This is a genomic window from Acinetobacter sp. YH01011 (assembly GCF_013420785.1).
GTDB lineage: Bacteria > Pseudomonadota > Gammaproteobacteria > Pseudomonadales > Moraxellaceae > Acinetobacter > Acinetobacter towneri.
The window spans coordinates 20,513-41,028 of the sequence record NZ_VOYG01000018.1 but is presented as its reverse complement, the minus strand read 5'-3'; the positions used below and the strand labels follow the sequence as shown (position 1 = coordinate 41,028).

The 20,516-nt window shown below is 41.0% G+C and carries 20 protein-coding genes; 10 read left to right on the top strand and 10 right to left on the bottom strand.

Annotated elements, in window-relative coordinates; genetic code table 11:
• Positions 1 to 40 precede the first annotated feature (40 nt).
• The 3 genes from FTT78_RS11960 (at position 41) to FTT78_RS11950 (ending at position 2,337) form a co-directional block, all read left to right on the top strand.
• Positions 41 to 1,033 carry an NAD(P)H-quinone oxidoreductase gene (locus tag FTT78_RS11960; RefSeq protein ID WP_180044388.1) on the top strand — a complete coding sequence of 331 codons (993 nt, stop codon included), beginning with the start codon at positions 41 to 43 and terminating at the stop codon, positions 1,031 to 1,033.
• A 303-nt stretch (positions 1,034 to 1,336) separates the two neighbouring features.
• The gene (locus FTT78_RS11955) at positions 1,337 to 1,516 is read left to right on the top strand and encodes a hypothetical protein (RefSeq protein ID WP_096901477.1); all 180 of its coding nucleotides are present in this window, start codon (positions 1,337 to 1,339) and stop codon (positions 1,514 to 1,516) included.
• 314 nt (positions 1,517 to 1,830) lie between these two features.
• Positions 1,831 to 2,337 carry a hypothetical protein gene (locus FTT78_RS11950; protein ID WP_004977287.1) on the top strand — a complete coding sequence of 169 codons (507 nt, stop codon included), beginning with the start codon at positions 1,831 to 1,833 and terminating at the stop codon, positions 2,335 to 2,337.
• A gap of 132 nt (positions 2,338 to 2,469) precedes the next feature.
• Here FTT78_RS11950 and FTT78_RS11945 read toward each other — a convergent pair whose 3' ends face one another.
• Both FTT78_RS11945 and FTT78_RS11940 read right to left on the bottom strand, forming a co-directional pair.
• A complete protein-coding gene (locus FTT78_RS11945) occupies positions 2,470 to 3,798 on the bottom strand; it encodes a hemolysin family protein (protein WP_104852324.1) in 1,329 nt (442 codons plus the stop codon).
• A 137-nt stretch (positions 3,799 to 3,935) separates the two neighbouring features.
• Positions 3,936 to 4,925, bottom strand: coding sequence for a LysR family transcriptional regulator (locus FTT78_RS11940; RefSeq protein WP_004977282.1), 990 nt, complete (start codon positions 4,923 to 4,925; stop codon positions 3,936 to 3,938).
• A 645-nt stretch (positions 4,926 to 5,570) separates the two neighbouring features.
• Between FTT78_RS11940 and FTT78_RS11935 the strand changes: the two genes are divergently transcribed.
• Entirely contained in the window at positions 5,571 to 7,172 is a 1,602-nt protein-coding gene (locus FTT78_RS11935) for an isocitrate lyase (RefSeq protein ID WP_180044386.1), read from the top strand.
• A gap of 140 nt (positions 7,173 to 7,312) precedes the next feature.
• Here the strand turns inward: FTT78_RS11935 and FTT78_RS11930 are convergent, their stop codons facing one another.
• Positions 7,313 to 8,143 (bottom strand): copper resistance protein NlpE N-terminal domain-containing protein, encoded by an 831-nt coding sequence (locus FTT78_RS11930; protein WP_180044384.1) that lies wholly within the window; start codon positions 8,141 to 8,143, stop codon positions 7,313 to 7,315.
• A gap of 356 nt (positions 8,144 to 8,499) precedes the next feature.
• Between FTT78_RS11930 and FTT78_RS11925 the strand changes: the two genes are divergently transcribed.
• Positions 8,500 to 9,126 (top strand): 1-acyl-sn-glycerol-3-phosphate acyltransferase, encoded by a 627-nt coding sequence (locus tag FTT78_RS11925; RefSeq protein ID WP_180044382.1) that lies wholly within the window; start codon positions 8,500 to 8,502, stop codon positions 9,124 to 9,126.
• 47 nt (positions 9,127 to 9,173) lie between these two features.
• Here the strand turns inward: FTT78_RS11925 and ykgO are convergent, their stop codons facing one another.
• The 3 genes from ykgO to mrdA form a co-directional block, all read right to left on the bottom strand.
• Complete coding sequence (gene ykgO / locus FTT78_RS11920; RefSeq protein ID WP_026438469.1) at positions 9,174 to 9,296, bottom strand: type B 50S ribosomal protein L36; 123 nt, start codon at positions 9,294 to 9,296, stop codon at positions 9,174 to 9,176.
• Between the two features lie 105 nt (positions 9,297 to 9,401).
• On the bottom strand, positions 9,402 to 9,959 hold the full coding sequence (gene rsmD / locus FTT78_RS11915; protein WP_004970724.1) for a 16S rRNA (guanine(966)-N(2))-methyltransferase RsmD: 558 nt from the start codon (positions 9,957 to 9,959) through the stop codon (positions 9,402 to 9,404).
• Positions 9,960 to 9,962: 3 nt separating this feature from the next.
• Entirely contained in the window at positions 9,963 to 12,053 is a 2,091-nt protein-coding gene (gene mrdA, locus FTT78_RS11910) for a penicillin-binding protein 2 (protein ID WP_180044381.1), read from the bottom strand.
• Between the two features lie 254 nt (positions 12,054 to 12,307).
• Here mrdA and FTT78_RS11905 point away from each other — a divergent pair, with 254 nt between their 5' ends.
• From FTT78_RS11905 to FTT78_RS11890, 4 genes are all read left to right on the top strand, one after another.
• Complete coding sequence (locus tag FTT78_RS11905) at positions 12,308 to 12,826, top strand: hypothetical protein (protein ID WP_004970721.1); 519 nt, start codon at positions 12,308 to 12,310, stop codon at positions 12,824 to 12,826.
• A 63-nt stretch (positions 12,827 to 12,889) separates the two neighbouring features.
• Positions 12,890 to 14,206: a hypothetical protein gene (locus FTT78_RS11900; RefSeq protein WP_004970719.1), complete on the top strand. Its 1,317-nt coding sequence runs from the start codon at positions 12,890 to 12,892 to the stop codon at positions 14,204 to 14,206.
• 81 nt (positions 14,207 to 14,287) lie between these two features.
• Positions 14,288 to 14,947 carry an adenylate kinase gene (adk, locus tag FTT78_RS11895; RefSeq protein WP_004970717.1) on the top strand — a complete coding sequence of 220 codons (660 nt, stop codon included), beginning with the start codon at positions 14,288 to 14,290 and terminating at the stop codon, positions 14,945 to 14,947.
• Positions 14,948 to 15,054: 107 nt separating this feature from the next.
• Positions 15,055 to 15,279, top strand: coding sequence for a hypothetical protein (locus FTT78_RS11890; protein WP_225543532.1), 225 nt, complete (start codon positions 15,055 to 15,057; stop codon positions 15,277 to 15,279).
• A gap of 129 nt (positions 15,280 to 15,408) precedes the next feature.
• Here the strand turns inward: FTT78_RS11890 and nth are convergent, their stop codons facing one another.
• The gene (gene nth, locus FTT78_RS11885; RefSeq protein WP_154321249.1) at positions 15,409 to 16,098 is read right to left on the bottom strand and encodes an endonuclease III; all 690 of its coding nucleotides are present in this window, start codon (positions 16,096 to 16,098) and stop codon (positions 15,409 to 15,411) included.
• 92 nt (positions 16,099 to 16,190) lie between these two features.
• On the bottom strand, positions 16,191 to 16,985 hold the full coding sequence (locus FTT78_RS11880) for an RnfABCDGE type electron transport complex subunit B (RefSeq protein WP_004970712.1): 795 nt from the start codon (positions 16,983 to 16,985) through the stop codon (positions 16,191 to 16,193).
• A gap of 357 nt (positions 16,986 to 17,342) precedes the next feature.
• Here FTT78_RS11880 and gdhA point away from each other — a divergent pair, with 357 nt between their 5' ends.
• A complete protein-coding gene (gdhA, locus tag FTT78_RS11875) occupies positions 17,343 to 18,686 on the top strand; it encodes an NADP-specific glutamate dehydrogenase (RefSeq protein ID WP_004970711.1) in 1,344 nt (447 codons plus the stop codon).
• 70 nt (positions 18,687 to 18,756) lie between these two features.
• Here the strand turns inward: gdhA and FTT78_RS11870 are convergent, their stop codons facing one another.
• Complete coding sequence (locus tag FTT78_RS11870; protein ID WP_180044379.1) at positions 18,757 to 19,539, bottom strand: META and DUF4377 domain-containing protein; 783 nt, start codon at positions 19,537 to 19,539, stop codon at positions 18,757 to 18,759.
• A 139-nt stretch (positions 19,540 to 19,678) separates the two neighbouring features.
• Positions 19,679 to 20,455: a dioxygenase gene (locus tag FTT78_RS11865; RefSeq protein ID WP_096901485.1), complete on the bottom strand. Its 777-nt coding sequence runs from the start codon at positions 20,453 to 20,455 to the stop codon at positions 19,679 to 19,681.
• Positions 20,456 to 20,516 lie beyond the last annotated feature (61 nt).

Genomic DNA, 20,516 nt, shown 5'->3' with positions numbered 1-20,516 from the left:
GTCAGAATTCATATCAGCATCAAACAATCAGGGATTTGCCATGACACAAAACACAATGCAGCAGATTATTATTACAGAACCAGGTGGCCCAGAAAAATTAGCCTATGAAACGGTTGCAATACCTGAGCCACAAGCCAATGAGGTTTTGGTCAAAGTACATGCTTTTGGTTTGAATCGTCCTGATATTTTACAGCGTCAGGGTCTGTATCCTATGCCTAAAGGCGTGACGCCAGTGCCAGGTTTAGAAGTAGCAGGTGAAGTAGTTGCTGTGGGTGCAGATGTTAGCCAATTTAAAGTTGGTGATGCAGTGTGTGGCTTAACCAATGGTGGTGGTTATGCAGAATATTGTGTTGTACCAGAAAGCCAGACTTTGACAATTCCAACAGGTGTCAGTTTTGTACAAGCCGCTGCGATACCTGAAACATTTTTTACTGTGTGGGCCAATGTATTCCAAATGGGTAAAGCCAAAGCAGGTGAAACGGCGCTGATTCATGGTGGAACCAGTGGTATTGGTACAACTGCTTTAATGCTGTGCAATGCCTTAGGTTTAAAAACCTTTGCAACCGTAGGTTCAGATGAAAAAGTACAAGCAATTTCACATCTCACCACAGCAATTAATTACAAGACACAAGATTTTGAACAAGTGATTAATGCAGCGACAGACAATGCTGGGGTCGATGTCATTTTAGATATTGTTGGTGCGCCGTATTTGGAACGTAATTTAAACTTATTACGTCGTGATGGTCGCTTGGTGTATATCGCATTCTTAGGTGGTGCAAAAGCCAAAGAAGTAAAACTTGGTCAAATTATGATGAAGCGTCTTACCATTACGGGTTCGACCATGCGCGCCCGCAATACTGCAGAAAAAGCTGAAATTACCAAAGGCTTGCAAGAGATTGTTTGGCCATTGTTAGCAAAAGGCGAATGTCTGCCAATGATTTATAAAACTTTCCAGTTTGATCAAATTCAACAAGCACATGCCGAAATGGATACAGGTGAGCATGTGGGCAAAGTAGTGGTGGAAGTGATTTAAAGACTCAAAATTTAAAATCAGCCCGCATAAAAAACTGACCGAGTGTCAGTTTTTTATGCATATTTTTATAGAAGATTTTAACAAAGATTTTTTGAATCTTTTTTAGCAATTATTTTAATCATAATTACATAAATATTCCTTTAAACTACAATTTAACACAATAAAATTTTTCCAAATAGTCAAATATTAAGGAGGTGTAGGACACACCCTGTCAATAATAGAGCTTATCTTTATATTCATTGAATTCATTCTCAAGATAACAAAATGGTTCATGTAAAATAATTTGATAGAGAGAGCAGGCTTATGAAAATTTTATCTGCATATACGCCAAAACACAGTCTACGTGCATTAAAACGGTTACACAAAAATATTGTTCGTCAGCAAATCAATGTTCGGAACTTAAATAAAATGTATCATGCGATGCTACATTTAGAACGCTATATTGACCGCCTCGATCATGATAAACGCGAAAACTTGTATTAAGTGTAAAGAGCAACCTGTTAATTATTTTTTACTAAAAAGTACAAGTGAGTTGAAAAGTTAAACCTGTTATTTATTGGATTATTCATTTGAAATAACGGGTTTTAAATAGACGGTAAAATTCAGGAGAAAAACTAAGGGAACAATAAGAAATTTAAAATAAACAAGGACGATCAAAGCTGAAAGATCAATTTTAAACTGCTGCACTGTAATAGGTGCAGCACTGCCTTGTGTGAACAATTGCTTCGGAATGTGTCGAGCTTTTAGCTAAATTGTGCGAAAATAGCGTTTTGCTATTTTTTGTCCAAGGGCAGTACATGATTGACCAATCTCCTGAATCATTAAGTGATATCGAAATACTCGACATTTTGCAGTCTATGAAAAGTGATGAGCTAGACACAGAGGCAAAAGAAATTATCCGTAATGGTGGGAAAGCAGGTCGTCAGGAAGCGCATAAAGCAGCGTTGGTGGCATTGAATCAGTCATTCGAAAGCAAATTTGTAGAAGCAGTAAGTTTGGCTTTGCAGTTAAACGAAGCGCAAATGAAAAAAATCCGTTATAAAAAAGACCGTGTACGTATTTTAAAAGCACGTGGCATTGATTATTTAGCCATTGATGGCACAGAAACTGCACAAGTATTGGCTCAGGTTGCACAAGCGATTGTGCGTGAAGATGCTGTGGTGACGCATGATTTGCACAACATTTTTCCTTTCTGGAAAGAGGGCTGGCCGATGGTGCAATTCGACAATGTCTATAAAATTCTAGCTGAAGATATTGCGATTCACTATCAAGCGGTATTAGATGAATTGATCAGCAAATATTAAATAGATATTCAGCTAAATTTCAGAAGTATCAGTTCAGATTTAAAAAAGCACCACTTCATTTTGATGTGGTGCTTTTTTGTGAATGCGAGAAAATGTAGATGCAATCAGGCTGAACGAATACAAGGAATCTCACTATCCATCTGCTTCAGTGTTGTTTTGTATTTCCTGCGTTTCTACAATTCGTGTCACTAAAAGTTGGTCAATTTTAAAATGATCGACGTCGACCACTTCAAATTTATAACCATCAAAAAGTACAGAGTCGGCAGGACGCGGGATTTTACGTAGCTTATACATCATAAAACCTGCAATGGTTTCATAATTTTCATCATCTGGCATTTCATCAATTTGCAGCGCGTGTTTAATGTCTTCAATTGGTGTACTGCCATCAATCAGCCAAGAATTGTTATCACGTTTAATGATTTGCTGATCTTCTTCAATAGGTGTTACCCAATCGCCCATCACAGTAATCATAATATCAGACAGGGTAATCACGCCCACAACCAAAGCATATTCATTAATCACCACGGCAAATTTTTCTTTGGTCGAGCGGAAACGATCTAAGACTTCAGACAGCGTGAGTGTATCTGGAATGGTCAATACATTGCGGATGGTGCTTTCATTCAGTTGCAGTAAAGATTGATTATTGAGGATTCTGACCAGAATATCTTTGGCATCGACATAGCCAATAACATCATCAATATTTTCGCTACAGACCAAAAATTTGGAATAAGGATATTCTGCAAGTTTTTGACGAATACTGGCTTCAGATTCCTTTAGGGTAAAAAACACCACATTTTCACGTGTAGTCATACTCGAAGGCACGTTACGTTCTTCAAGTTCAAACACGTTTTCAATAAAGTGATGTTCCTGCTTTTGTAAAACACCTGCTTGAGCGCCTGCATCCATGACTGCAGAAATATCATCAAATGTAATATTGTCTTCGCGCGTGGTATTTACTTTAAATAAACGGAACAGCACGTTGGCAATCGCATTAATCATCCATGCCAAAGGCTTGCATATCCGAATAAAAATTTGAATCGGATTAATCACCGATACCGCAATTTTTTCAGGGGCGATCATTGCCAAACGCTTAGGCATTAGGTCGGCAAATAAAATAAACAGCGAAGTCACTAAGGTAAATGACAAGGCAAAACTAAGCGTTTCAGCCCATGGTCCTTGATAGAAGCGAACAACTAAGTTGTAAAAATAAGGACGGAATGCGCCTTCACCTAAAATACCACCTAAAATGGCAACTGCGTTTAAGCCAATTTGTGAGGCAGCAAAAAAATCAGCTGAGTTTTCTTGTAGGTCTAAAACTTTTTGGGCACGTTCATCGCCTGATTCGGCTAGAATTTTCAGTTTAACTTTACGTGCACCAGCCAACGCAATTTCAGTCAGCGATAAAAAACCAGCTCCGACAATGAGGATGAGGATAATAACAATATTCTGGAAGAGGCTCACGAATCCACCTGTGGATTATATTATTTTAAATATAACAATTTGAATCTTTATTAAATCATGATTAAACAATGAGGAATATCGAAATATTCCTCATCTGAGTATAAGCGTTTGTGCCAATAAGTTCAGTGAATTTTTAATTAATAGGCTGAAAATTGAGAGTTATTCAGTAAAAACTCACGGTTTTCTTCTTCAATCATTTGGCGCGCTACATATAAAATCAATTGGCGTAACCAACGGTGTGCAGGGTGATGATGTAACAACGGACACCATGCCATCTTTAATTCAAATTCTGGAATATAAAATGGTGGGTCTTTAATCAGTAAGCTTTGGCTTTTGGCTTGTAAGCGCGCAATACGTGTAGGTAAGGTTGCGACTAAATCTACATTAGACGCGAGTAGTGCAGGCATTTGATAATGACGGGTAAACACCGAAATTTTACGTTTTTGTCCAATACGCTCTAAAGCTTGATCAATCCAACCCAGTCCCGCTTGTTTCTCTGGATTCACACCAAAACCAACGCCCATACCTGTTTTAGAAACCCAAATATGTTGTGCATCTAAGTAGCTTTTTAAATTCAGGTTATTGGCAGCAGGGTGTTTGTGATTGAGCAGGCAAGAAAAACTATCACGCCAAACTAAAACCTGATGGAAACTTTGTGGAATTTCATTAAAACGGTTAATCGCCAAATCGACTTTACCTTGTTCCATGTCGCGATAAGACACATCACTCGGGGTTAAAAAGTCTAATACCACATTAGGTGCTTCAGAGCGTAAAGCTTTAACCAAGCGTGGGACTAATGTGGCTTCTGCGTAATCGGAGGTCATAATCCGAAATACACGATTTGAAGTATAAGGGCGGAACTCAGTACGCGGCTCCAAAATCATAGAAAGGTCAGATAAGGCATCGCGGATACGCGGTTGTAATTCTAAGGCACGTTCAGTTGGCGTCATGCCTTCAGAAGAACGAATTAGCAGGGGATCATTAAATAAATTGCGCAAACGACGTAAAATGTTACTCATCGCAGGTTGGGTAACGCCCAATTGTTCTGCAGCACGGGTTACATTTTTTTCACGAAGTAAGACGTCAAGATAAATTAATAGATTAAGATCAACCCGCTCCAGATTCATAAAATAAATACCGAAAATAAAATCACTAAATTATTGGAATTATGCCATAAGCCGTAAGGCTTGTGTATAAATTATGATGAAAAAATCGACGAGATAAACAGCAAAAAATCTGAATAAAAACAGCCAGCCCCATCATTATTTCCTAAAGAAATGTAGGTTGCCTAGTACTGCATCTATACTTTTTAATCTTAAATGCAAAAACACTTAAAAGCATTGGCAGAACTGATAGCAGATTCTATTTTGTATGAAACTTATGCACTTACATTGCGCTGAAAAGCAGCAAAATTTTGCTAAAAAATGGCAGAAATCGCCAATGCAAGCATTTTTTATGAAATGCAAGACTTAAGTCTAATGCAGAAAATATCGGCACAGAGATGAATTTGTAAGCAAAGATATTTGATTGATTTTCTAAATAAGGTTTTTAAAATCAATATGTTGTGTTTTTATTGTTTTTGTGAATTAAGACTTTGATCTATACATTTTTTTAAAAAATACCGAGAATTACACGAGAATATTGGATTAATTCATTCAGTCACTCTACTCTGTATTCATCGTAACGAAGTGCTCTAAATCTGAGCAATCAAGCATAAGCGCGATTTAGCCTTCGATTGATAAATCCTAAATAATATTACAGGGTACAATATCATGACTACATACCAAACAGCGATTGATGCAATCCGCGAATTAAAAGCAAAATTCGGCAACACTTGGGCAGACATCAGTCCTGAAGATGCTGCGCGTATGCAAATGCAAAACCGTTTCAAAACTGGTTTAGATATTGCTAAATATACAGCTGCGATTATGCGTCGTGATATGGCTGCTTATGATGCTGATTCAAGCAAATACACTCAATCTTTAGGTTGCTGGCACGGTTTTGTTGCGCAACAAAAAATGATTGCGAACAAAAAATACTTCGGTACTACTGAACGCCGTTATATCTACCTTTCTGGTTGGATGGTTGCTGCACTTCGTTCAGAATTCGGTCCACTTCCTGACCAATCTATGCACGAAAAAACTTCTGTTCCTGCATTGATCGAAGAAATCTACACATTCTTACGTCAAGCTGACGCAAAAGAATTAAACGATTTGTTCCGCGCACTTAAAAAAGCACAAGACGCTGGTGATACTGCTAAAGCTGCTGAAATCACTGCTCAAATCGACAACTTTGAAACTCACGTTGTGCCAATCATTGCGGACATCGACGCTGGTTTCGGTAACGAAGAAGCAACTTACTTATTAGCTAAGAAAATGATCGAAGCGGGTGCATGTGCACTTCAAATCGAAAACCAAGTTTCTGACGCGAAACAATGTGGTCACCAAGCTGGTAAAGTAACTGTTCCACACGAAGACTTCATCGCTAAAATCCACGCGTTACGTTATGCGTTCTTAGAAATGGGTCTTGACGACGGTATCATCGTTGCACGTACTGACTCTGAAGGCGCTGACTTAACTCAAAAAATCCCAGTAGTTAAAGAGCCAGGCGACATCGCTTCTCAATACATCAGCTACTTAGACACTCAAGAAATTGACATCTCTGAAGCGAAAGAAGACGAAATCCTAATCAAGCGTGATGGTAAATTACACCGTCCTAAGCGTTTAGCTTCTGGCTTGTACCAGTTCCGTGAAGGCACTCAAATTGACCGCGTTGTACTTGACTGTGTAACTAGCTTACAAAACGGTGCTGACCTTCTTTGGATCGAAACTGCGACTCCAAACGTAGAAGAAATCGCTCACATGGTTAACCGTGTACGTGAAGTTGTGCCAAATGCGAAACTTGTTTACAACAACTCTCCATCATTCAACTGGACACTGAACTTCCGTCAACAAGCGTACGACCGTTGGGTTGCTGAAGGTAAAGACGTATCTGCATACGACCGCGCTAAATTAATGAGCGCTGAGTACGACGATTCTGAATTGGCTGCTGAAGCTGACGAAAAAGTACGTACATTCCAAGCAGACGCTTCTCGTGAAGCAGGCGTGTTCCACCACTTGATCACTCTGCCTACTTACCACACAGCTGCTCTTTCTACTCACGAGCTTGCTCAAGGTTACTTCGGTTCTGAAGGTATGTTGGCTTATGTTGCTGGCGTACAACGTAAAGAAATCCGCGGTGGTATCGCTTGTGTGAAACACCAAGCAATGGCTGGTTCTGACATCGGTGACGACCACAAAGAAATCTTCGCTGGTGACAACGCGCTTAAAGCGGGTGACGATGCGAAAAACACAATGAACCAATTCAACGCGTAATCGCTTGATGGTTTAAAAGAAAACCCTGCTGATGCAGGGTTTTTTTATGGCTGTAGAAAAATCAAAGAATTCTGAAACACTTTTTAAGAAATAACTTTAAAGTGAAGTTTCTTTATTTATGAAAATTCAGCAGCTGTAACCTATTTAATTTTGATCACATCTGCCTGTACAGAAGCAGGGTAATGGAAAGACACCTTAATCCATTGTTTTTGTTGTGTAGGAATCGGTTCTAAAAATTGCGGATCGACTACAGCAGCATATTCCTGATATTGCTGATCGACCAAAACCAAGTCATTGGCATGTAATTGTAATGCTTGATCAGATTGATTGTGAATTGCCAGAAAATAATCGTGTGCCATCACAGGGTCGTTTAATTCTTTGACCTCAACATTTTGTACGTGTTCAGCCTGAATATCGACATGCTTCAGGGCATTACTGACTTGCATATTTTCTACAGGATGTAAGAAAACCTGAGTTTCATTTTTCTGTTGATTTTGTGTCTTTTTCTGATTGTATAAGCTGAATTGAAGACCGTGAGCTGTGAGTTGAATACGTGCATAGGCTTGCCCATTTTCTGTATTGAGCAACCATTCATTTGCCGTGTTTTGCGATGGGTGTTGGTTCTGTTTGTCTTGCTGATTGTTGCCCTGAGCAGCTTGAATCGTTCCCGCCACTTGGTTTTCGCGCTGGCGCTGTTTCGAGCGTTTAATGTCGCTGAGTTGAAAGGTTTGATCATCATTCAGGCGTAAATGAATCACATGCTGTTCACAGTTGTCACAAGGCAATAAGGCTCTAAAGTTACCTGTAGCTTGTCCTGTCCATGAAGTTGCTGAATTTTGAACTTCAGTTTTGGGCGTAATTTGTGGCTCAGAAGGCAAAGCGGATTGATATTCCCTGCTTGGATCAGTTGATCCGCAAGCTACTAAAAATAAGCTAAGTGTACTGAGTGCAATCGGATAACGATTCAGCATAAATGTTCTAAACTTCAAACTTGTCTTGCTGCCACCTTAAACTTTCACCTTGTATCTGAAAAGCCAATTTGTCTTATTTTTAATGAAGATTTGTAGCAAATCATAACAAGCCCGATGTTTTAAAGTTTTAAGTTTCACTTCAAGGATTACATCGGATTAGACCGTAAAAAACTCAGCAAACTGTGCGTAAATTTATATATTTACCATTTTAAACTTGCTTGAATCTAGCAATGAATAAGCGCAAAAACAGTATGATTTTGCATGGAATGACAAAAATAAGATGAGTGCAGGAAATTTTTATACATTTATAAAGTATTTGTTTATTTATTCGTCGTTTTAGACTTTTGTATTTGTCGATGCTTGCTAAAATTCGCACACTTTATTTGGGGTATGCGGTTGTGTTTGAAAAGTTAGCTGAGCGAAGCTTAAATTTAATGGGTTGGGAAATCGACAATCATTGTCCGTTGGAATTAGACCAATATGTGATGATTGCTGCACCGCATACCAGTAATTGGGATGCCTTATATGCACGCTTAGGGCTTAAAGCTTTGGGCGTTAATGTTCGCTTGACCATTAAAGACAGCTATATGAAATTGCCGTTTGGGCCATTTGTCCGTGCGATGGGAGGTATTGGTATAGACCGTCGTCCGAAAGCACCAGGCGAAGCACGACCTAGTATGGTTCAGCTCATGACGGACTTATTTAAAACCCATCCTAAATTGGTGATGTTGGTGACGCCTGAAGCCACACGTGCGCGTCAAGAACAATGGAAAACAGGTTTTTATCATGTTGCGTTAAATGCAGGTGTGCCAATTGCTTTGGCGTATATGGATTACGCAAAAAAGAAAACGGGTGTGGGAAAAATTGTGCATCCAACCGGCGATTTTGAAAAAGATATGGCTGAAATCATGGCATTTTATGCGCAGGTTCAAGCAAAATTTCCTGAAAGTTTTAGTGTCGATACACGTTACTATTCAGAATAAGCACACTATTTCAGTGTAATAATCTATCAAAACTAAAAGACAGGGGATTATCCCTGTCTTGCTTTAAAACGTGGATTGGATTTGCAAATCACAAATAATTTGCCACGACGTTTCACAATTTGACAATCGGCACGCGATTTTGCACTTTTTAAAGATGAACGAACTTTCATGAAGATAAACACTACAATATGTAATGTTATAATATTACATTAATAGATGACTCTTGAAAAGTGTCGATAGTCATAAAATTACCGCGTATCTTTTAAGGAGAAAATTTAAACAACAATCTTTTGGTATAAGCCCGCACGTACAGTTCCCGCTTTGCTCTCTTTAACTTTTTGCCAAGTCTGCGGTAATTTTAACAGGTTTAAATCACGATCTGCTTCAACATAAATCAGACCTTGTGCCGCAATGAGTGGATCAGCCAACCCTGCCAATTCTTCCCATAAATCTAAACTATAAGGCGGGTCTAAAAATACCAAATCAAACTGATCTTTTAGTGTCGCCAAAGCATGTTGTGCGGTAGAAACTTTTAATTGTGCTTTGCTTTTATTGACGCGTAATAATTCTAAATTTTGCTGTAAAAACTGTGCTTGTGTACGGTTTGGCTCAATCATGACCACGTGTGCCGCACCGCGAGACAGGGCTTCAAAAGCTAAAGCGCCCGAACCTGAACAGAGGTCTAACACTTTGGCGTTTTGCACATCCCACATTAACCAGTTGAATAAGGTTTCGCGCACTCGGTCGGGCGTAGGGCGTAATCCCTCAATTGAAGCAAAAGCCAACTGACGACGTTTCCATTCTCCACCAATAATGCGTAGTTGATTTTTCATGGCTTAGTCGCTCTCAATTGGGTTAGTGGGTACAACTGCTGTTGGCGCAGTTGCAGGTGGATTGGTTGGAGCTGAACTCGGAGTAGTTTGCGAAGGATTTGGGTTGAGCGCAGGGTGATTGGTTGCTGTATTCGGATTATTCACGTTATTCGTATTTGGTGCAGTAGATGAAGGGACTTCACCACTTGGCAATTCACTTGGTTTTAAACCTGCAGTCATTAAGCCACCACTCACTTGTGCGGCAGATGGACGAATTGGCTTTTTATTTTTATTCAGTAACCAATAGTCTAAAACTGGACGCGCCAAAGCCGTTGCTGCAGAACCACCGCGACCATTTTCTAGAATGATGGCAATTGCGATTTCAGGGTTTTCGGCAGGAGCGAAGCCAACAAATAAACCGTGGTCAAGCTGACGGTCGGTCAATAAGGCTTCGTTATAGCGTTTACCTTGCGCAATACTTTTAACCTGTGCTGTACCTGTTTTACCTGCAACTGAATATTGCAAGCCGCCTTTAATCCCTTTACCTGTACCTGATTGAATCACATCAACCATGGCATCACGCATTTTAATCCAGTCTTCTTCTGTGCCGTTAAAGTCAATTTTTCCGTTGGTACCATTGTGAACTTTAAATGGTTTCGCGCCACGACTTTCACGTAACACGTGCGGTGTGACTTTAAATCCTTTGTTGGCGGTGATGGCGGTGGCCATTGCTAATTGCAATGGTGTCGAGGTAAATGCACCCTGACCAATACTGACGGAAATTGTTTCACCTTTCATCCATTTGGCTTTGCGCGTACGCATTTTCCAGTCCGGGTTTGGGTAGAGTCCTGTGCTTTCACTTGGTAAATCGACCCCAGTTTTTTCACTAAAGCCAAATTGACGCATCCAGTCATTCATTTTTTCAATGCCCATGCGATACGACAATACATAGAAGTAGGTATCACACGACACGACTTGAGCTTTGTGCATATCGACAATGCCATGCCCAGTTTTTTTATGGTCACGGAAACGGTGGCTGTCGCCTGGTAAAGTGAAATAACCATAATCCTGAATGGCGGTTTTCCAGTCGACATAGCCATAATGAATACCGCCTAAACCAAACATCGGCTTAATGGTAGAACCCGGTGGATAAACACCTTGTACTGCACGGTTATAGAGTGGTTGATCTAAATTATCGCGTAAGGCAGAGTAGTCGGTATGGCTAATACCTGTGACAAATAAGTTAGGGTTAAAACTCGGACTGGAGACTAAAGCTAAAATTTCACCTGTACGTGGGTCAAGTGCCACAATTGCACCACGGCGTTCTGCCAGTTGTTCAGAGGCGACCACTTGCAAGCCATAATCCAATGACAAAAACAAATCATTGCCACGTACAGGGTCTTTACGTCCTAAATTGCGCAGCACATTACCATGTGCATCGGCTTCTACAGATTCGTTGCCGGGTACGCCATGTAGCAAGTGCTCATACGATTTCTCCACCCCAATTTTGCCAATCAAGTTGGTGCCTGCATAAGCATCTTTGTCAATTTCTTTCAGTTCTTTGTCGTTAATGCGCCCGACATAACCAATCACGTGCGTAAATAAGTCACCATGCGGATAGTAACGTGTCATCTGGGTTTCAATATTGACCCCAGGGAACTGAAATTTAACTTCACTAAAACGGGCAATATCCGATTCATTTAAATTCAGCTTGATCGATACACGTTCAGTTTTACGTGAAGTTTTAATCCGACTTTTAAAGCGATCGATATCTTCTTCTGTCAGTTGTAAAACAGGTGTCAGTCGCGCAATGGTATCGTCAATATCTTCAACATCTGCACGGCTTAAAGTGGCTGAGAACACAGGGTAGTTATCTGCCAATAACACACCATTGCGGTCATAAATATAACCACGTGCAGGTGCGAGTGGTTGTAGCCGAATTCGGTTTTTATCTGATGCAGTCGCAAATTCATCGTAGCCGCTAATTTGTAAAAAGGCATAACGAGCCACCAACAGCAGCAAGAAAAAAACCACAACACCCACCGAAAAAAAGATGCGATTGCGAAAAATACGCTTCTCTTGCTGAGCATTTTTTAACGGATAGTGTTGTTTCATACAAAAATTGGCTTAACAAAAATGAGGGAGAACGAATTTGGACTATTCTAACGCATCTATTGGCAATTTTGAGTAACCATGTTTGACTGAATTGCCCGATTTAACCTAGAAGATGGGCGCAATCTTAATTTTTGACTTTAGCGACATCAAAATTGTAATTTGCTGTATATAAGAATCCTGACAATTCTGCTAGAGTCAAAACACGAAAACAGGACTGTTTTTAAAATTAAAACAAATGGACACTGGTGACAATAATGACAAAAGTCTATTCTTTCGTGGCATTACTTGCCTTTTCAAGTTTTAGCTTTGCTGGGAACACTACTTTTTTACCTGAAGCAAAAATTAGCGCAGATAGCGCAAAAACCTGGAATGTAGGGGCGGGTATTACCCAAAAATTACTGCATTTGAATGGTGAATGGGTCAATCCTTATGGCATTGCCTATCTAAAAGCGGGGGCTTTTTTAAATGGTGACCATGAAGTCGGTGGGCAAACAGGTTTTCGTTACCCATACCACCTCACAGGTAAAGACAAAAATGGTTATTATATTGGCGCTTACGCAGGACACCTAGAATCTAAATGGGTGGATGGTGAAGAAAAAGCGCGTTTAGGTGCAGGCATTGATCTGGCTTATGTATTACTGAGCCCTGAACGCATCAGTAGCTTTAGTGTTGGCATTGGCGCAGGTGAAAAATTGGAAGATCGACAAGGGCGAGTGATTGCGGAAACTGAGCCTAGACTACAATTTTCCTATACGCTCAGTATGGGTTTGTAGTCAGAATAGTGACTTTTAACTACTTTAGAATCTTGTAATTAGAACTAAATATGGAAAAAATGCATGCTTGAGTACGTCAATCAGTTGTGGCAAACCTTTTTGAATCGTCCAGATTTTTGGGCCGTGCTCAGTATTATTCCTGTGACTGCTTTTGTGACTTGGGCGCACGTGTGGATGGCACTAAAAATGGTGTTCTATCCAATTAGCTTTTGGGGCTTTCACCTTGGGCCTATTCCTGTGGGATGGCAGGGGATTGTACCGCGTAAAGCAGGGCGTATTTCAGGCATCATTACCGATAACACATTGTCAAAATTAGGTTCATTGCGTGAGTTTCTCAATGCTATGGACCCTGAAGATATGGCGCGTATTATTGGTGAGCAAGTGGGTTTTGAACTTGAGCACTTAATTGATGAGGTCATGTTAGACCGCAATGCTGTGCTTTGGGAAAACCTACCGTATTCGATTAAACGCCGTATTTACGCACAGGCGCATAAACAATTGCCAGGTGTGCTGCGTGAATTGGTGACTGAACTGACCTTGAATGTTGAATCCTTGGTGGATATGCGTGAAATGGTGGTCAGCCAAATGGAAGGTGATCGCCGCTTAATGGTGCGTATGTTCCTAAAAGTCGGTCAAAAAGAAATTAACTTTATTTGGCATATCAGTGCATTGATTGGGATGTTCTTTGGTATTTTCCAAATGATTGTTTGGTTTCTTGTACCATGGCACTGGACGGTTCCATTTTGGGCGGCAATTTGGGGCTTCTTGACCAACTGGATTGCGATTTGGATGGTATTTAACCCAGTCGAACCACATTACGTGAAATATCCGCAGTTCTTTAAATTGACTGAAAATCGTCAATTTCCATGGATTAAGCCAGTGATTCCACGCATTGGGACTTATAATATTCAGGGTGCGTTCATGAAACGCCAAGAAGAAGTCTCGGATGTGTTTGCAACGGTAGTCACAGAAGATCTGATTACGTTAAAATCGATTATGACTGAAATGATGTATGGCAGTAAAAAAGACAAAACCCGCCGTATTGTCAAACGCCACATCAACGAAATTATGGAAACACCATTGGTTCGTACCTCTTTACAGTTGTCTTTGGGGCCAAAAGAGTATGCCAAACTCAAGACTGACTTGATTGATCGTTCGATTGAAATTACGATGGTGCCTGTATGCGACCCTGCCTTTAATGCGAGCCGTGCACAGAAAATTTATCAAATGTTCAGAGATCGTATTCGTGAACTGACGCCAAAAGAATTCCAGAATCTCTTGCGTCCTGCCTTTCAGGAAGATGAGTGGATTTTAATTGTCTTGGGTGGTGTAACTGGTTTTATTGCTGGTTTAATACATTTGTTTGTCGCTTTCTTATAAGAGGATGCTGGCTGCGTAAAGGGCGATGGCTCTGATATGCAACGAGTGTCAAATACATTGTTAAAATGAGGATGTTTTTTTATGCGCATTATCTTACTCGGACCACCTGGAGCAGGTAAAGGTACACAAGCTCAGTTGATCTGTAAGCGCTACAATATCCCACAAATTTCAACCGGTGATATGCTCCGTGCTGCAATTCGTGAAGGTACTGAATTAGGTCTACAAGCCAAAAGCGTCATGGACGGTGGCGGTTTGGTATCTGATGAACTGATCATTGGCTTAGTGAAAGAGCGTATTGCGCAGCCAGATTGCGTGAATGGTTGTATTTTTGATGGTTTCCCTCGCACTATTCCACAAGCTGAAGCCTTGGAAAGCGAAGGCATCAATATCGACCACGTGATTGAAATTGATGTTGCAGACGAAGAAATCGTACAACGTTTGTCTGGTCGTCGTCAGCACCCTGCATCTGGTCGTATTTATCACCTTGTTTACAATCCACCAAAAGTGGAAGGTAAAGATGACGAAACTGGCGAAGATTTGGTTCAACGTCCAGATGACCAAGAAGAAACTATTCGTAAACGTTTAAAAGCGTATCACTCAGAAACTGAGCAATTGGTTGGCTTCTATCAAGGTCGTGCTGCTTCTGGTGAAAATGCACCAAGCTATAACAAATTGAATGGTCTTCGTCCAATTGAAGAAGTTCAAGCAGATTTGTTTGCTATTTTAGACCAAGCAAAATAAGTCTAGGTTTTAGACCAAGCCTGTTTAAAAGAAAATAAAATCGCTTAAACAGGCAGCTTGTTTTGACTTTAAAAGAGTCCTGATTCATATTAGGGCTCTTTTTATTTGTGTCAGTTTGGGAGAGTGCTTTGCAACATGCTGCTGTGATCATCATGTTATTGGCAAGTATTGCCGTTTTAGGCTTTCTTGTTTTTGTGAGCTATAAGTTATTGCGCAACACACAAGCTCAGAATTCGGCTGAAAAAAAATCAGGTAAGCACTATCAATTGCATCCGAAACTTAAACAACAGCAAGAACAACAACGTCAGTCTGAAGATTCTCAGGATAAATAAATCATCTCTGCACAATCTTGTGCATAGATTGCACAGTTATCCACACGATTTTGGATAATCCACATTGCTTTGATGATCTAGCTTGTCATCAATAAGCTTAGATCACTTTGCAAAACTCTACCGAAGCACTTACTTAGATATGGGCGCGTGATGAATTTCATGCAGCGTAGTATGACGATGTGCACCAAATTCAAAGCGATCAGGCCAGTTACACACATCTGACACCACACATTCAGCGCATTTAGGCTTACGCGCAATACAACAATAACGGCCATGTAAAATTAGCCAGTGATGCGAGTCAATTAAAAATTCTTTAGGAATGACTTTAATCAAACGGTGTTCGACTTCTAAAACATTTTTACCTACAGCTAAACCTGTACGGTTACCTAAGCGGAAAATATGCGTATCGACCGCCATAGTAGGCTGTCCAAATGCGGTATTTAACACTACATTGGCCGTTTTGCGTCCCACGCCGGGCAAGGCTTCTAAATCGGCACGATTATCAGGCACGATGCTGCCGTGTTTTTCGATGAGAATTTTGCAGGTTTTAATGACATTTTCTGCTTTGGAATTATACAGCCCGATGGTTTTAATATATTCTTTTAAACCTTCCACACCTAAGGCATAAATCGCTTCGGGAGTATTGGCAACAGGAAACAGTTTGTCGGTGGCTTTATTGACGCTGACATCGGTCGCTTGTGCAGATAAGGTCACCGCTATCAGCAATTCAAATGGATTGGAAAAATTCAGTTCAGTGGTCGGATTTGGACGTTGGTCACGTAAGCGCTCAAAAAAAGTCTGAATTTGCTTTTTGGTCATATTTTTAGACGGCTTTTCTTTGAGCGTGGTGCTTTTGGCAGCCGTTGTTTTGACCGCTTTATTGGTCAGACGTGTATTTCTTTCGGGCATGTTTATGCTCCTAATTCACGTAACTGTTGTTGTAAATTGGTTAGTAATAGCCGTTTTTTCTCATCGTCACGCACACTGAGTTGTTTTTCGAGTTTTTTAATTTGTGTGCGTAATTTTGCCAGTTCGATGGTGGTTTGTGCATCGGCAGTGGAAATCTGTTCATTTTTTTGCACAGGCAATTCAATCACAGGCACAGCAGCATCGGCTTGTGCAGAAAATTGAGCAAACAGTTCGGTATCAATTTCTGCACGTACCACAGGGCCTTTACGGTGCAGACGACGTTGTTCTTCACGTTGTATGTGGGCGTAGTAGCGTTGGCGTAAATCATTCTGTTCTGCCACTCGTGCGCTATCAGAAAGCAGGGGTTGTGTATCTTCTACCAAGTCAATGCAATCGACAGGGCAAGGTGGGATACACAATTCACAGCCAGTACATAAATCAGTCAAAATGCTGTGCATGAGTTTGCCTGAGCCTAAAATGGCATCGACAGGGCAGGCATTAATACATTTGGTACAACCAATGCACTCATCTTCACGAATTAGCGCTTTCATACGCTGTGGGCGTCCATCTGCCTGCACAGGCCAAACACTGGCTTCTGCGGTCAATACAGGGCGTTGCAGTAAGTTTGCTAGTGCATCTGCAACAGGTTGTCCACCGGGTACGCATTTATTGGCCGCTTCGCCTTCTGCAATCGCTTTGGCGTAGGGTAAACAGCCATCACGGTGACCACATAAGCCACATTGAGTTTGAGGGAGTAGCGCATCAATATTTTGAATCAGAGCAATTTGCGAATTCATGGACAAACCAATGCCACTTTAAACAGCAGCAGAAAAACGGAAGATAAGGCTAGGGGGAAATTCTAGGTCGATGATTTTAGCACGATTTTTGCTTTTAGGCTTGTGCGCAAATTAAGAACAACAATTGCTAGCTTTTTGGGCAAAAATGCTCAAAACTATGAATTAATTTGTTACATTAACTTATGGGCTTAACACGCTAAAAAATAAGTTAAATTTATGAAAATACAAATGTTTTAAAGTTTTTTGAAAAAAACTATTGTAGATTGTTAACAAAAGATATTTAATATTTTGCGCCAAAATATATCATTGATTGAAATTTTGACCAATTTTGATCCATTTTCTGCTGAGGATTAAGCGTTGAAATACAACAGCCTTAACGAATTCCTAGATTACGTTAAAACACGTGATGCACATCAACCAGAGTTTCTACAAGCTGTAGAAGAAGTAATGACCAGCCTTTGGCCGTTCATTGAAAAGAACCCTCAATATGCAGCACATGGTTTGCTTGAGCGTTTGGTTGAGCCTGAGCGTGCAATTCAGTTCCGCGTTTCTTGGGTAGATGACCAAGGTCAAACCCACGTAAACCGTGCATTCCGTGTACAGTACAACTCAGCAATTGGTCCATTTAAAGGTGGTATGCGTTTCCACCCATCAGTGAACCTTTCAATTTTAAAATTCTTAGGTTTTGAACAAACCTTTAAAAATGCTTTGACCACATTGCCAATGGGCGGTGGTAAAGGTGGTTCAGACTTTGACCCTAAAGGTAAGTCTGAAGGCGAAATTATGCGTTTCTGCCAAGCCTTAATGATCGAGTTATATCGTCATTTAGGTTCTAACACGGATATTCCTGCGGGTGATATTGGTGTAGGCGGTCGTGAAGTGGGTTACATGGCGGGTATGATGAAGAAGCTCAGCAATGACACTTCATGTGTATTCACAGGTAAAGGCTTGTCTTTCGGTGGTTCTTTGGCGCGTCCAGAAGCTACAGGTTACGGTACTGTGTATTTCGCTGAGGAAATGCTCAAGACTCGTGGCGATTGCTTTAAAGATAAAGTCGTTGCGATTTCTGGTTCAGGCAACGTTGCACAATTTGCTGCAGACAAAGCAATGTACTTGGGTGCGAAAGTAGTTTCACTTTCTGACTCGAATGGTACTGTGTACGTGAAAGAAGGTTTCACGCCAGAATTACTTGCTGAAGTGATGGAACTTAAAAACGTAAAACGTGGTCGTATTTCTGAATTTGCGTCTAAGCACGGTTTTGAATACCTTGAAGGTCAACGTCCTTGGGGTATTAAATGTGATATCGCGCTTCCATGTGCGACTCAAAACGAACTTGATGCGAATGATGCAGCAGCGCTTCTTGCAAACGGCGTAATCTGTGTTGCTGAAGGTGCGAACATGCCTTCTACACTTGAAGCGGTTGAGAAATTCGTTGAAGCGAAAATTCTTTATGCGCCAGGTAAAGCATCTAACGCCGGTGGTGTAGCAACTTCTGGTCTGGAAATGTCTCAAAACGCATTGCGTTTAGGCTGGACTTTCGAAGAAGTTGATGAGCGCTTACACGCAATCATGAAAGAAATTCACCGCAACTGCGTAAAATTCGGTACGAAAGAAGACGGTACCGTGAACTATGTAGACGGCGCAAACATCGCTGGCTTCGTAAAAGTTGCTGATGCAATGCTTTCTCAAGGCGTATTCTAAGTCTGACTGAGTTTAAGCTTGAAAAAAACCGAGGTGAATGCCTCGGTTTTTTTATATTGCGATTTTATCGTTATAGAGTGCCTTTGACTGCTTCACGCTCTACGGTCATGTCGAATACATAGGCATATTTAGACTGGTCAGCTGCCGGATTTTTAATTTCATAACGTTTTACCCGAATAATCTGACGCTCATTCGATGAATGCTGAAAACCTTCGATCTGATCGTAAAATAAAGTCCAGTCTTTATCGACCTGAGTCTTTAAGCCTTTTTTATCATATTTGATTTCTTTCACCTGTAAGCAGGTTTGCTGAGCTACACCCGTACAGGCTTTAGTCTGTGACGAAACTTCCAGGAAAATGGTTTCTGCCTGACCTTGGTATTTGGTTTCCGGTGTCATTTTTCCGGTAAAGACATATTTTTGACCATCAGCTGCAGTAATACTCAGTTTTGGCTGATTGGCATCATTTAGATCCAGACTAAACGGAATATTACGCTTTTGCAGAAGCTGGCTGATAAAACGTTCCTGTTCCATTAATGGTGCATCACATGCCATCATGGTGCCCATCATGTCACCCGTACTCAGGGAATTATCTTTAACAGTCCAGCTCGTGCCAAGGCCATTACAGCCAGAAGCTACACTTAGTCTGCCTCGTTGATCAAAGCTCAGAACAATCGGGCGTTGCAGCCCACGATCAAGTTCCCAGGTATAAGCGGGCAAAATTTGTGTAGGCGTTTTTAATGTGGTGGATAGAGTAGAAATAGCCGGATCTCCTGAAGTGGCAGGAAGATGTGAAGATTGACATGCAGTTAAAGCCAAAGGGAGCAGGGCAAGCGCAAAAATACTGAATTTCATTGGTTTATATTCTATGTGCTAAAGTTTCAACGTGATTATAACCAAGAGATTAACAAAAAATATGGATACAAATCGTAGCTTTTGCTAACAAAATGTATCCAAATTAAAAAGTCAGATTTTAAATAAGCGGAGCTATCGGTTAGTCAAAACGATAAATATCCATACCGAGTGAACCCATGCTAAAGCTGCTATGTACAATGTTAAATCGATCTCCCGTACCCATTGCAAAAAACAGCGGTGCAAAGTGTTCTAGGGTTGGGTGATTACGTGCTACATGTGGCAATTGTTGCCAATCTAGTACTGCATCATAATTGCGATGACTTAAATGCTGCACCACACGATTACGGAAACTAGATGCCCATTCAGGCACAGCCGCATTGGGTGTATTCCATGATAATTCACGTAAGTTATGGGTGATACTGCCTGAGCCAATCAGTAAAATTTGCTGTTCACGTAATGGCGCTAAACTTTGCCCAATGTGATAAATCTGTTCGGCGCTCATATTCATGGGCAAAGAAATGGTAATCACTGGAATATTGGCATCGGGATACATGTGTAGTAATGGCATCCATACGCCATGATCATGCGGGCGTGTGCTGTTGGCATGGGCAGCAAAGCCCGCATCAGCCAAACGCTGCAAAATATCTTCTGCCAGTTCAGGTAAGCCAGGTGCAGGGTAGCGCAGGGCGTACAAGGCTTCAGGAAAACCACGGAAGTCATGCCATGTTTCAGGGCGAATACCTGTGTTGACCTCCAGTGCATTACTTTCCCAATGCGCCGACATCACCACAATGGCTTGCGGTGTTGGCAAATTTTCACTTAAACGGCTGAGTGCAGGCCCGACCTGTTCAGGATTGAGTGCCAACATGGGCGAACCATGTGAGATAAATAAACCGGGTAATGTCTGTAAGTTCATGCCTAGATCCCTAAAGCCTGCTGTTCTACAGCATCGCAAAAAAGTGTGTATAGCGAAATGT

What these genes read in the sequence shown, in the direction of transcription:
- FTT78_RS11960 (WP_180044388.1), top strand. Translation starts at nt 41, where the DNA reads ATGACACAAAACACAATGCAGCAGATTATTATTACAGAACCAGGTGGC.
- FTT78_RS11930 (WP_180044384.1), bottom strand. Translation starts at nt 8,143, where the DNA reads ATGCTGAATCGTTATCCGATTGCACTCAGTACACTTAGCTTATTTTTA.
- FTT78_RS11870 (WP_180044379.1), bottom strand. Translation starts at nt 19,539, where the DNA reads ATGAAATTCAGTATTTTTGCGCTTGCCCTGCTCCCTTTGGCTTTAACT.
- adk (WP_004970717.1), top strand. Translation starts at nt 14,288, where the DNA reads ATGCGCATTATCTTACTCGGACCACCTGGAGCAGGTAAAGGTACACAA.
- FTT78_RS11935 (WP_180044386.1), top strand. Translation starts at nt 5,571, where the DNA reads ATGACTACATACCAAACAGCGATTGATGCAATCCGCGAATTAAAAGCA.
- FTT78_RS11955 (WP_096901477.1), top strand. Translation starts at nt 1,337, where the DNA reads ATGAAAATTTTATCTGCATATACGCCAAAACACAGTCTACGTGCATTA.
- ykgO (WP_026438469.1), bottom strand. Translation starts at nt 9,296, where the DNA reads ATGAAAGTTCGTTCATCTTTAAAAAGTGCAAAATCGCGTGCCGATTGT.
- FTT78_RS11880 (WP_004970712.1), bottom strand. Translation starts at nt 16,985, where the DNA reads ATGAATTCGCAAATTGCTCTGATTCAAAATATTGATGCGCTACTCCCT.
- FTT78_RS11900 (WP_004970719.1), top strand. Translation starts at nt 12,890, where the DNA reads ATGCTTGAGTACGTCAATCAGTTGTGGCAAACCTTTTTGAATCGTCCA.
- FTT78_RS11940 (WP_004977282.1), bottom strand. Translation starts at nt 4,925, where the DNA reads ATGAATCTGGAGCGGGTTGATCTTAATCTATTAATTTATCTTGACGTC.
- FTT78_RS11865 (WP_096901485.1), bottom strand. Translation starts at nt 20,455, where the DNA reads ATGAACTTACAGACATTACCCGGTTTATTTATCTCACATGGTTCGCCC.
- rsmD (WP_004970724.1), bottom strand. Translation starts at nt 9,959, where the DNA reads ATGAAAAATCAACTACGCATTATTGGTGGAGAATGGAAACGTCGTCAG.
- FTT78_RS11925 (WP_180044382.1), top strand. Translation starts at nt 8,500, where the DNA reads ATGCTTGCTAAAATTCGCACACTTTATTTGGGGTATGCGGTTGTGTTT.
- nth (WP_154321249.1), bottom strand. Translation starts at nt 16,098, where the DNA reads ATGACCAAAAAGCAAATTCAGACTTTTTTTGAGCGCTTACGTGACCAA.
- mrdA (WP_180044381.1), bottom strand. Translation starts at nt 12,053, where the DNA reads ATGAAACAACACTATCCGTTAAAAAATGCTCAGCAAGAGAAGCGTATT.
- FTT78_RS11905 (WP_004970721.1), top strand. Translation starts at nt 12,308, where the DNA reads ATGACAAAAGTCTATTCTTTCGTGGCATTACTTGCCTTTTCAAGTTTT.
- FTT78_RS11950 (WP_004977287.1), top strand. Translation starts at nt 1,831, where the DNA reads ATGATTGACCAATCTCCTGAATCATTAAGTGATATCGAAATACTCGAC.